The organism is Pseudomonas sp. G1002 (assembly GCF_013385455.1).
Taxonomy (GTDB): Bacteria; Pseudomonadota; Gammaproteobacteria; order Pseudomonadales; family Pseudomonadaceae; genus Aquipseudomonas.
In genome coordinates, this window is sequence record NZ_JACAPY010000013.1 from 1 (window position 1) to 11,547 (window position 11,547).

General features: G+C 60.3%; 10 protein-coding genes. 6 read left to right on the forward strand and 4 right to left on the reverse strand.

Features of this window, described 5'->3' with window-relative positions:
* Nucleotides 1–193 precede the first annotated feature (193 nt).
* Both HX801_RS05595 and HX801_RS05600 read right to left on the reverse strand, forming a co-directional pair.
* Nucleotides 194–1,324, reverse strand: coding sequence for a catalase family protein (locus HX801_RS05595; protein WP_177021749.1), 1,131 nt, complete (start codon nucleotides 1,322–1,324; stop codon nucleotides 194–196).
* 31 nt (nucleotides 1,325–1,355) lie between these two features.
* Nucleotides 1,356–3,167, reverse strand: coding sequence for a di-heme-cytochrome C peroxidase (locus HX801_RS05600; protein WP_177021750.1), 1,812 nt, complete (start codon nucleotides 3,165–3,167; stop codon nucleotides 1,356–1,358).
* Nucleotides 3,168–3,413: 246 nt separating this feature from the next.
* Here HX801_RS05600 and HX801_RS05605 point away from each other — a divergent pair, with 246 nt between their 5' ends.
* The 5 genes from HX801_RS05605 to HX801_RS05625 all read left to right on the forward strand — a co-directional run bounded on the left by HX801_RS05605 (nucleotide 3,414) and on the right by HX801_RS05625 (nucleotide 6,254).
* A complete protein-coding gene (locus HX801_RS05605; RefSeq protein ID WP_003211122.1) occupies nucleotides 3,414–4,154 on the forward strand; it encodes an FKBP-type peptidyl-prolyl cis-trans isomerase in 741 nt (246 codons plus the stop codon).
* 454 nt (nucleotides 4,155–4,608) lie between these two features.
* The gene (locus HX801_RS05610; RefSeq protein ID WP_003211120.1) at nucleotides 4,609–5,064 is read left to right on the forward strand and encodes a YkvA family protein; all 456 of its coding nucleotides are present in this window, start codon (nucleotides 4,609–4,611) and stop codon (nucleotides 5,062–5,064) included.
* Between the two features lie 97 nt (nucleotides 5,065–5,161).
* Nucleotides 5,162–5,500 (forward strand): helix-turn-helix transcriptional regulator, encoded by a 339-nt coding sequence (locus HX801_RS05615; RefSeq protein WP_003211117.1) that lies wholly within the window; start codon nucleotides 5,162–5,164, stop codon nucleotides 5,498–5,500.
* Nucleotides 5,497–5,868, forward strand: coding sequence for a hypothetical protein (locus HX801_RS05620; protein ID WP_003211116.1), 372 nt, complete (start codon nucleotides 5,497–5,499; stop codon nucleotides 5,866–5,868). Before HX801_RS05615 ends, HX801_RS05620 begins: the two co-directional genes overlap by 4 nt.
* Nucleotides 5,868–6,254, forward strand: a complete 387-nt coding sequence (locus HX801_RS05625) for a sel1 repeat family protein (RefSeq protein ID WP_177021751.1) — start codon at nucleotides 5,868–5,870, stop codon at nucleotides 6,252–6,254. Before HX801_RS05620 ends, HX801_RS05625 begins: the two co-directional genes overlap by 1 nt.
* A gap of 1 nt (nucleotide 6,255) precedes the next feature.
* Here the strand turns inward: HX801_RS05625 and HX801_RS05630 are convergent, their stop codons facing one another.
* Together HX801_RS05630 and HX801_RS05635 are read right to left on the reverse strand one after the other, a co-directional pair.
* Nucleotides 6,256–8,034 carry a bifunctional diguanylate cyclase/phosphodiesterase gene (locus HX801_RS05630; protein WP_177021752.1) on the reverse strand — a complete coding sequence of 593 codons (1,779 nt, stop codon included), beginning with the start codon at nucleotides 8,032–8,034 and terminating at the stop codon, nucleotides 6,256–6,258.
* 112 nt (nucleotides 8,035–8,146) lie between these two features.
* Nucleotides 8,147–10,228, reverse strand: coding sequence for a carboxy terminal-processing peptidase (locus HX801_RS05635; protein ID WP_023659269.1), 2,082 nt, complete (start codon nucleotides 10,226–10,228; stop codon nucleotides 8,147–8,149).
* A gap of 138 nt (nucleotides 10,229–10,366) precedes the next feature.
* On the opposite strand from HX801_RS05635, the gene HX801_RS05640 reads away from it, so the two are divergent.
* Entirely contained in the window at nucleotides 10,367–11,329 is a 963-nt protein-coding gene (locus HX801_RS05640; RefSeq protein ID WP_177021753.1) for a zinc-binding dehydrogenase, read from the forward strand.
* Nucleotides 11,330–11,547: the final 218 nt, after the last annotated feature.

Genomic DNA, 11,547 nt, shown 5'->3' on the forward strand with positions numbered 1-11,547 from the left:
GGCCAGGGATGGCCCATGACGGCGGCCCACGGTCCAAAGCCGGAGTGAGGGCACACCGAGCCTAAGCGAGGAGCCGAGTGGTGGGGCAAGAGCGTTTTGCTTACTTTTGCGCTTTTCAAAAGTGAGCCGCTGTAAGAGCGGAACCAATAGTCGCCATTACCTAAATAACGGATATGTCCCCAACACCGCGGAGCTACAAATTCCGGCTATGCCGATAATCACTGACCGCCTCATACACCGCCTTACGCAACCGATTAATCCCCCCAATCGGCCGATGCGCCTCCACCCCAAACCACGGATTAAACGACTGATTATCACAAGCCAGATTCAACGCCGGCGTATCAAAATCCTGCGCCGGAATCACCACCTTGGCCACCGTCTCAAACGGCGCATCACTCTCTTTCCATTCAATGCTGGTGTCCTCGATCGGCATGAACTTCTGCGGATTCTGCCGCTGAATCTGCAACACAAAACACGCCGCCACCCGGTCCGTCGACAGTTGCTGATTCAACGCACTGCGCAAAAAGTTCGGCAGGTCCTGATTCTGTTCAGGCAGCACATACGCAGGACACCCCTGGGGATCCGGCGCCACCCGAAACTTCGCATTCGCCGCCCCAAACTTATACGGCGACACCGAGAAATACGTCGTCTGCGTAGGACTCACCGGCGGCGGCGCCAACGTCGCCAGCGCGATAAACAAATGCCGCACCTGCCAACTGCGCGGATCCACCCCGGGGAAAAACGCCATGACTTTCTTGCCATCGGCCTGAGCCGAAATGTTCTGCGCATACTCCGCCACATCACTGACGAAAAAGTTCGGATGGCTGAACATCACAAAGTCCTGCTCACCCCGCGCCTGCTGATCCGCCAGCAGCTGTTTGCCTGGCACGTCCAGCAACTTGATCGCCATCCCCCGGGCATCCCGGATGCTGTCGAACTGCGGATACGCATTGCCGTTGGACAGTCGCATCATCGCCTGCCAGGTCTTGCCCGGCTCGGCGAACACGCCCTGGCGCAGGGCCGGGTCGAGGTCCGCCAGTACGCTGACCTCGGCCTTCACGCAGCCATGGGCCTTGGCATGCGCATCCCGCAGGTAACGCGTGCCTTCGCGATGTTGATCGACGATGCGCACGGCGGTCTGGATGATGCCCTGGGTCATGGCCGCTTCCCCCGGCGGGATCTGTTCATCCGGCGATACCGGGCCGTTGTGCTGCCAGGCAAACCACAGGGTGGACAGCAACCAGCCCAGCAGGCCCAGGCCCACCAGCCACAACAGGGTCTTGCCGAGAAACGCGCCGAGGCGCAGCCAAAGTCGAGCGAGCATTTAAAAATCCTTTTCTGCGAAGTCGGTTGGGTCAGGGCAGTTGCTGTTCCAGCGGGCCGCCCAGCACTTTCAAATATTCCAGCAGCGCCCAGCGTTCCTGGGGCAGCAAGCCTCGGCCGATCACCCCGTTGCCACGCTGCCCGGCACGGAATTCGTGGCCGCTGTTGTGGTTGCCGGTGATGCGCGTATCGAACAGGAACGCGTTGGGGAACGCGGCGGTTTGATAGCCCAGGTGGCGCGGGTCGTATTCGAAGGTGCCTTTATAGAAGGTCGGGCTGCGCTCGTCCTGGGGCGAGAGCAATTGGTAGATCGTCGGCACCGAGCCGTTGTGCAGGAACGGTGGTGTCGCCCACACCCCGGCCAGGGGCCGTGCCTTGTAGGCACGCAATTCGCGTACGCCGATCGGCAGGCCGAAGCCGTCCAGGCGCGGGCGTTCGGCAGGTGTCACACCGGCGGCACGGTAGGCGTGGTCTTCGACAAAGGCGGTGATGTAGGCCAGGCCTTTGGCTGAAGAGAGGCTGCGCAGGTCCAGCGGCTCGGTGGCCGTGGGGTGCAGTTCGACGTTCATTTTCGCCAACTCCGCTGGGTCCCATTGCAGGGCGCTGAGGTCGAAGCGGTGGTCAGCGATATTGTTGGCAGTAGCGGGGTCGGTGCCGATCACCTCCACCGGGAGCATTTTCAACTGGCGCACCGGGCGGCCATCGACCTGGGACACCGCTGGCACGTGGCAGCCGGCGCAGTTTTCCGCGAACAGTGCGCGACCCTGGGCGGCCAGCGGTTTGTCGATGGCGCCGAACAGGTCTTCGGGCCAGGTGGGTGGCTTGAGCCGTTGCAGGGTTTCTTCGATGGTATTCAGGTCGCGAACCCGCACGCTGGAGGCGTAGCGTGCATCGCCCTGGAGCGGCTGGCCGGCGCTGTCGAAGAAGTCCAGGGTGGCGCCGACGCCCAGGGCTTCGCCGATATTGCGGGCCATGGGTTGTTGGGCCGAGCCATTCCATTGCACCCAGTCGAAGGTCCAGATGTCCCACAGTTGCGGGTAGTCCACCGGGGCGTTGGCGATGCGGTAGTTGTCGGGGGAAATGGCGTCGCCAAAGCTGGCGTTGGCGATACGGCCAAAGGCGTCGGTGCGGCCCGGGCCTTCTTCGGTGGGGTAGAGGCCACGGTGGGTGTCGTTCCAGGCAACTTTGAGGAAGTTGTTCAGGGACTTCTTGAAGTCCTGGCGCAGTTGCGCTGCGGTCTGGTCGTTGTAGTCATGGCCCAGCACGGTGCGGGCAAAGCGCTCGAATTTCCACGGGTTGTAGTAGGTCGAGGCCAGGCTGGCGACCAGTGCCTGGCCGAAGCTGCCGCCGCGCAGGGTCGGTACGCTGGACGGCAGCACATGCTGCGCCGGGCCGCCGTCGATACGCAGGCCCTGGCCTTTGAAGTTCAACTGGCCGGTGTGGCAGGCGGCGCAGGTGATGTCGAGGAACTCATCATTGCTGCCGGCATTTTTATGCCGGGCGAAACCCACCGGCAGGTTGCCGGGGTTCTGCGCGGTGGGCACCTGCTTGGGGTCTACCAGAAAACCAAAGCGCGCCAGGTACTCGGGCGTGGCGAAACGCTGCTCGGAGAACGGAAGTTCCAAGGCGGTAAACCAGGCATAACGCAGGCCCTTGACCTGGGTGCCCTGGGGCGTGAAATAGTAGGTCTGGCGATCTGCGGCGCTCCATTGATCCTGGTAGTGCACCTGTTCCACTGGCACGTAGACCGGCAGCTTCGGGTTGACCACGTAATAGAGCACCACCGCCAGGACCAGGCCCAGCAGTATGAAAATCATCAGCAAAACACGGGAAAAAATGCGCAAGATAACTATCCTTGTTGAGTTGTAGCGTTCTTATGCCATCAGGCCAGCAGTGCGGCAAGTGGCCATGAGTCTCGTTCCAGCGCTGCTGCCGTCCGTTGCAGGGCCCTGGATTGAATGAAAATGCTTTTAAACACGTGAACTTATCAGAAGTTTCCTGCTCACATGCCGGTAGCCATTGGTCGTGGCCGCCTGATAAGCTCGCGACTTTACTCGAATGCCCTTTTGGCACACGAACAAGGAAATAGCATGAAACAGCATCGGTTGGCGGCGGCGGTGGCCCTGGTTAGCCTGGTACTTGCGGGTTGTGATTCGCAAACCAGCGTAGAGCTGAAAACCCCGGCGCAAAAAGCTTCCTACGGTATCGGCCTGAACATGGGCAAAAGCCTTGCCCAGGAAGGCATGGATGACCTGGACTCCAAAGCGGTAGCCCAAGGCATCGAAGATGCCGTCGGCAAGAAAGAACAGAAGCTGAAAGACGACGAGTTGGTCGAAGCCTTCGCCGCACTGCAAAAACGTGCTGAAGAGCGTATGGCCAAGATGAGCGAAGAGTCGGCAACCGCCGGCAAGAAATTCCTCGAAGAAAACGCCAAGAAAGACGGCGTTGTCACCACTGCTTCCGGTCTGCAATACAAGATCGTGAAGAAAGCGGACGGTGCTCAACCCAAGCCTACCGACGTAGTGACTGTTCACTACACCGGCAAGCTCACCAACGGCACCACCTTTGACAGCTCCGTGGATCGCGGCAGCCCGATTGACCTGCCGGTCAGCGGCGTGATTCCGGGTTGGGTCGAAGGCCTGCAACTGATGCACGTTGGCGAGAAGGTCGAGTTGTACATCCCGTCCGACCTGGCCTACGGTGCCCAGAGCCCGAGCCCGGCGATTCCAGCCAACTCCGTGCTGGTATTCGACCTGGAACTGCTGGCCATCAAGGACCCGTCCAAGGCAGACGCTCCTGACGCACCGGCGGCTCCTGCTGCCAAGAAGTAATCAGCACCTGAACACACAACGCCCCGTTTCGACGGGGCGTTGTTGTTTCTGGCCTGTGCGATCGTATGCGATCGTTCCCGCGCTCTGCGTGGGAATGCATCCCGTGACGCTCTGCGTCACCATTGCGCATTGCTCAAGCCTAGCGCTAACAGCAAGCGCGGAGCGCCACAGGCGGCATCCCCACGCAGAGCGTGGGAACGATCAGTTGAATCCACGGCAAATTCAACCGAACCCATGCGGGCTAGAGCAGTCTGATAAAAGACCCGAGTACGGGTAGACGCAGATTATCTCCAAGTCAATGAATTCTTGGGTTTTTTTTATGTGCGCAAAAAACGCCCGATCTGACTGTAGGCCTTGTATTACGTGGCTTTCAGCCTGGAAAATAGGCTCTGTTCACAAGGTTATCCACAATTTGTGTGGATAACCTTTTCTGTCGCCTGGAACTGGAGTGACGATGAAAGCCCCGTTTAATTTCACCCGCTTCCTGCCCATGGCTGCTCGCCTGCTTGGCCGTGGGCGCTTGCCGACGTTGCTGTTCGCGGTCGCCGCCAAAGGCTCGAGCCAGGGCAACCGGCTGGGCAAGCTCAAGGACGACCTCAAGCTGCTCCAGGCCTTGTGCCTGGCCTACTGGCGCGGCGAGTACCGGGCCATCAGCCCCAAGGCGCTGATTTCGGTAGTGGCAGGATTGATGTACTTCCTGAGCCCGATTGACGCGATCCCGGACTTTATCCCGGTGTTCGGCATGCTCGACGACATTGCTGTGCTGGCGTGGGTCATGAAGACCCTCGACGGCGAACTGAGCGCCTTTCGCGCCTGGCGCGAGCGTCAGCTCCCCGAGAAACTTGCGGTGGTTGAGCGCCTTCCTGCGACGCCTCAGCTGCTTACGCAAGAACACCTGAAAAAAAACTGAACCTTGGGAATATCCCCCTGCGCTCTTTGTGGCTGTTAGGATTACACTCCTAAGGAAAGTACTTACGAAGTAAGTGTTGTGATCCTACGGGGCAGTCATGGATATTCAGATAATTACAAAGGATGGCGAGCCCGAATATGCGGTTCTGCCATGGGCTCAGTATCAGGCGCTGTTAAAAGCTGCCGGTCAGCAACAGCCAACGCCTCCCGCTTCGACCATTAGCCAAGCCACTGCCGAGCCGGATCTGCGCCCCCTGGAGCAGCTGCGAAGCCTGCGCGAGGCCAAGGGCCTGGCCATCGAGGTTCTGGCGCGCACAGTGGGCATCAGCCCGTCTTACCTGGGCCTGATCGAAAGCGGTGAACGCCAGCCGGACGCTGCCATCCGCCGCAGCCTGGCCTGGGAACTTGGCGTTGCAGGTTGGAGGGACGAAACGTGAGCGTACGCATCAGCCGTCAACATTGGGATGGGTTACTCAACGAGCTGGACCAGGCGCGCCGACAGCGCCACCTCTTGACCTACCGCGCCTTGCTGGAGCGCCTGCAATTTCCCACGCCGGCCATGCAGACCCTGACGGCTGCGCTGGAGCACCTGGCGGCGCTGGATGCCAAGGCCGACCAACCACTGCGCAGTTCCCTGGTGATCAGCCAGGGCGCCAGTCGCCTGCCACGTACCGGTTTCTTTGAATGCGTGGAGCGTCTCGGGCGCTTCTGCGGGCCGTCCGATGGCGTGGCCGCGGCGTCGTGGCACGCATCCGAAGTGGTGCGAGTATTTGAGTACGATTATCCCGAGTCAGCGGAGGCGTAGTGTTCTGGAAGCTCAAGGCGTATGCCAGTTACTGGCTGGCGCGCAAGTTGTTTCATTGGTCCTGGTTCGTGCGACAGCCGCGTGGCTGGCAGTGGCTTGAAGGCCAGTTCGCGCGCATGGCCAATCTGGGCGACGTAGCAGCACAGAGTTTCTACGGACATATCCTGACGTTTCGTGGCAAGGGCCTCGGCGCCCGTGAAGAAGGCGTGCGGCTGTTGCGGCTGGCGGCCCAGGCCGGAGATGGCAAGGCGGCCTACCAGATTGGGGTGTTGAGCCTTGCGGGCAGCCTTGGCAAGGCCCCTGATCCGCTGGAAGCGGCACGCTGGTGGAAAATCGCCGCCCGAGCCGGGCACCCGTTGGCGCAGATGCGCCTGGAGCAACTCTGATCTAGAGCGGCTGCGGTTCTGCCTGGCCCAACTCCAGGCTGTCAATCACATGAATGCTGTAGCCCGCCACGTTCTTCGCGTGGTGCTTGGCTTGCGAGGCCAGTTCTGCCAACTGGCTGGCATCGACCTGTCCACAGGCCTGTGGATACAAATGCACCACGCCGATGGACAGCGACAGCAGCGCAAACTCCTGGCGCACGCCCTGGCGGTTCAGTGCAACGAAACAGCCCGCGTCCAGATGCTCGCTGCGATAGAAGCGCCGGCACTGGGTGTGGAAGTCGTCCAGCAGTTGGTTCAGCCGCTTGCGCCAATCCTGCGGCCCCAGCACCAGCAAAAAGTCATCACCGCCGATATGCCCGACGAAGTCGCGGCTGGGGTCTACCCGGTCGTTCAGGCATTGCGCCAGGCACAGCAGCACTTCATCGCCCCGGCCATAGCCGTAGATATCGTTGAATGGCTTGAAACTGTCGATATCGACGTAGCAGATCACAGACTCGCGTTGTTGCTGCAACAGCCGCGTCAGGCACTGCTGGATGGGGACGTTGCCCGGCAGCAAGGTCAGCGGGTTGGCATAGCGTGCCTGCTGGATTTTCAGTTCGGTAATCAGCTTGAGCACATCGATCACCCGGCCCAACCCCAGATAATCGCCGTTGAGGGTGATGATGAAATCTTCCTCGATCCGCTGGCGTGCGCGACTGGTGAGCAGGCGGCTGACCTGCTGCAAGGACTGGCTCAGTTCCACCGCGAGAAAGTCATCACTCATCAAGCGGCTGATGGGCTTGCGGGCGAACAGATCGGTGGCGAACGGCTTGAGCAGCGCATCTGACAGCGAGTGCCGGTGCACGATGCCAATCGGGTGGCCACGCTCATCCAGCACCGCCAGGGAATTGAGGTTGGCCTGGCGCCGGAAGGCTTCCAAAACCTGCGCCGTGGCGGTGTGCTGGCCCACGGCCGGTTGTTCGTTGAGCAGGGCGCTGAGGTCGCTGCCTTCGTCGTTCAGCGCGACGTTGGCGTTGTCGGGCTTGGGCAGCATCAACCGCGCTTCCTGGGGCGGGTGTTCCTGGGGGCGGCAGAGCAGGTAGCCCTGCACCAGGTCAACGCCCATTTCCGTGAGCACCGCCAACTCTTCCGGCAACTCGATGCCTTCGGCGATGACCTGGGCCCGGGAGGCCTTGGCAATTTGCAGGATCGAGCCGACAAACTCGCGCTTGAGGGCGTCCTGGTGGATGCCGTCGATAAAGTGTCGATCGATCTTCACGTAGTCCGGACGCAGCTCCGACCACAGCCGCAGGCTGGAATAACCGGCACCCAGGTCATCCAGGGCAATCGAAAAGCCCATGGCGCGGTAGTGGTGCAGCGCGGTTTGCAGCAGTTGAAAATCGTCGGTCGGGGTTTGCTCGGTCAGTTCGATCACCACCTGGCTGGGCGGGATGCCGAAGTCGCTGAGCAGTTGCAAGGTACGGCCGGGCTGGTGGGCGGTCTCCAGCAGGGAATCGGGTGAGACGTTGAGAAACAGCTTGCCCGGCAGTTTCTGCTCGCTAAACCGCCGGCAGGCACTTTCCCGGCAGACCATCTCCAGCTCACTGAGACGCCCGGCGTGACGGGCCACGGAGAACAGTGCGACAGGGGAGTGCAACGGGCTGTTGGACGGGCCGCGACTGAGGGCTTCATAACCGATGACGCGTCGTTCAGACAGGGAAATGATGGGTTGGAACAGGCTGTGCAAACTGCCTTGAGCCAGGATTGAGCCCAATGCATTCAGCTGTTCGGTCATGGTCATGATTTTCTCGGGTCGAAAAAAAAGGACCTGCTTTGGCAGGTCCTTCATTTCACGACAGAATGATGTCTATTTGATGACACTCCGAGGAGCGTTCACATTAAATCGCCATCATTTACTGCTTGGCCACCGTCTTGCTGATCTTCAAGTAGTCCAGCAGGATGCGCCCGGTCTCGCTCAGGTAGGCATCATCTTCCGGCTTGGTTTTATCAGGCTCGGCGGCGATCGCGTCTTCGTCTTCTTTCTTCAGTTCCTTGAGCGGGGCTTCGCCTTTGGCCTTGCGGCGGGCGTTCTCCAGCACCAGTTGCTGATTCTCGATGTCGGTGTGCTGCGCACGACGGTCGGCTTCGTTCAGGCTGACGGTTTTCTCTTCCATCAACTTCTTGGCCAGGGCCAGTTTGTCGCGGATGAAGATGAACTCGGCATCCTTGGCGGAGCGGGCTTCGTGATCAGCTTTCAACTCTGCGATGTACGGTTTGAACGGGTCTACCGCAGGCTTGATCGCAGGACGGATAGTGTCCCACGGCATCGCCTCGGGCAGGGCGCTCTCGCCGATTTCCTTGGTGTCGATGATCGACGGGAAATCGACGTCCGGCAGTACGCCCTGATGCTGGGTGCTCTGCCCGGAAACCCGGTAGAACTTGGCCAGCGTCAGTTTCAGCTCGCCATGGTTCAGCGGCTGGATGGTCTGCACGGTGCCTTTGCCGAAGGTCTGGCCGCCGATGATCAGCGCACGGTGGTAGTCCTGCATCGCGCCGGCAAAAATCTCCGAGGCGGATGCCGAGAGGCGGTTGACCAGCAACGCCATCGGCCCTTTGTAGAAGGCACCCGGGTTCTCGTCTTCCAGCACGTCGACACGGCCGTCAGCGTTACGCACCAGCACGGTCGGACCCTTGTCGATAAACAGACTGGTCAGCTCGGTGGCCTCCTGCAAGGAACCGCCGCCGTTGTTGCGCAGGTCGATGACCACGCCGTCGACTTTTTCCTTCTGTAATTCTGTGAGGATTTTCTTAACGTCGCGGGTGGTGCTCTTGTAGTCCGGATCACCGGCGCGGAACGCTTTGAAGTCCAGGTAGAACGCCGGGATCACCACCACGCCCAGCTTGTAGTCCTTGCCATCCTGCTTGAGGTTGAGGACTTGCTTCTGGACGGCCTGGTCTTCGAGTTTCACCGCTTCACGGGTGATGGACACGATCTTGCTGGTCTGGTCGTTCGGTGCGTTGGTGTGCGGAATCACTTCCAGGCGCACCACGCTGCCTTTCGGCCCGCGGATCAGCTTGACCACTTCATCCAGGCGCCAGCCGACCACGTCGACCATCTCTTTGTCGGCCTGGGCCACACCGATGATCTTGTCGGCCGGGGCAACCTGCTTGGTCTTGTCGGCCGGACCTGCCGGCACCAGACGCACGATCTTCACCTGGTCGTTATCGCTTTGCAGGACGGCACCGATGCCTTCCAGCGACAGACTCATGTTGATATCGAAATTTTCCGCGTTATCTGGCGACAGATAATTGGTGTGCGGGTCGTAGGACATTGCGAAGGTGTTGATGTAGGCCTGGAAGATATCTTCGGCACGGGTCTGATCCAGACGTGCCAGCTGATTCTTGTAGCGCTTGGTCAACAGTTCCTGGATGGCCTTTGGCTCTTTGCCGGCGATCTTCAAGCGCAGGACTTCATCCTTGACGCGCTTGCGCCACAGGTCGTCCAGCTCGGCTTCGGTGGTCAGCCAAGGAGCGTCCTTGCGGTCAACCAGCAAGGTCTCTTTCTTGGTGAAGTCGAACTTGTCGACACCTTTGTCCAGCTCACCAATGGCGAAGTCCAGACGCGCTTTGACGCGGTCCAGGTAGCGCTTGTAGATGGTGAAGCCGGGCTGCAGGTCACCGCTCTTGAGGAAGTCGTCGAACTGCGTCTTCCACTTGTCGAACTCGGTGATGTCGCTGGCCAGGAAATAGCTGCGCGAGGGATCCAACAGCTTGAGGTAGCTGTCGTAAATGATCACCGAACGAGCGTCGTCCAACGGCGGCTTGCTGTAATGGTGGCGCTTGAGCAACTCGACGACGTTAAGGCTGGCAATCACCTCATCGCGATCAGGCTGAAGGTTGTCCCAGCTGTTGGCTGCGAACGTATTGCTCGACAGCGGCAAAAGGCCGATACCGATAAAAAGAGCGAGGGCGGTGCTGGGGAACAAATGCTTCATGCTGATTCGACGCGGGGGCAATTGATAACGCATATTAGGCCGTCTTTGAAGTCGCCGGTTCCATATGGGCCGGTCGCATAATGCAAAAAGCCCGACGCTACAGCAACGGGCTCAGTCCAGACTCACTATGGAGGCACTGTGAAAGCATTGCAAGGCGTTGAAGGTCATGTGGAGTGGCAAGAAGAGCCAAGTCCTACATGCGATGTAGGCCAAGTACGCATTCGCGTGGCGGCTGCGGGCCTGAATCGCGCCGATTTATTACAGCGTTCGGGGCTTTATCCGCCACCTCCCGGTGCCAGCCAGGTGCTGGGCCTGGAGTGTTCCGGGGTGATCAGCGAAGTCGGCGCCGGTTCGTCGTGGCAAGTGGGGGATCGGGTTTGCGCCTTGCTGGCTGGCGGCGGGATGGCTGAAGAAGTGGTGGTGGATGCGCGGCATGTGCTGCGGGTGCCGGAGGGTGTGTCCCTGGTGGAAGCGGCCGGGTTGCCCGAGGTGTACAGCACCGCGTGGCTGAATCTGTTCCAGTTGGCGGGCCTCAAGCCCGGTGAGAAGGTGTTGTTGCATGCCGGCGCCAGTGGGGTGGGCTCGGCGGCGATTCAGTTGTGCAAGGCGTTTGGCAGCCCGTGTTGGGTCAGCGTGGGGTCGGCGGATCGCCTTGCGTACTGTGAAGCGCTGGGGGCTCAGGGGGGTGTGGTACGTACTGACGGCATCGAGGGCTTGAGGGATTTTGGACCGTTCGATGTGATTCTTGACCCGGTGGGGGGGAATTACGCGGCGCTGAATCTCAAGCTGGTGGCGCGTGATGGGCGCTGGGTGTTGATTGGGTTGATGGGGGGGCGTGAGGCGCAGATCGATCTGGCGCAGGTGTTGGCCAAGCGTGTGCAGGTGTTGGGGTCGACGTTGCGCAGTCGGGATGATCAGTTCAAGGCTGACTTGTTCAGTGACTTGAGCCAGCATGTTTGGCCGTTGTTTGCCGAGGGGCGCTTGAGTCCGCAACTGGCCAGGACGTTTCCGATCAAGGATGCCGAGGCTGCGTTTGCGGAGCTGGCGACTAATCGGATTTCAGGGAAGCTGGTGTTGGTGATTGACGAGAGTCTGACCTGATTTCAGATGCGACATTTGTGTTGGGGGGAGTTGGGCTGGGTGTATATCCGTTATTTTCGTAACGGCGACTATTGGTTCCGCTCTTACAGCGGCTCACTTTTGAAGAGCGCAAAAGTAAGCAAAACGCTCTTGCCCCACCACTCGGCTCCTCGCCCAGGCTCGGAGTGCCCTCACTCCGGCTTTGGACCGTGGGCCGCCGTCATGGGCCATCCCTGGCC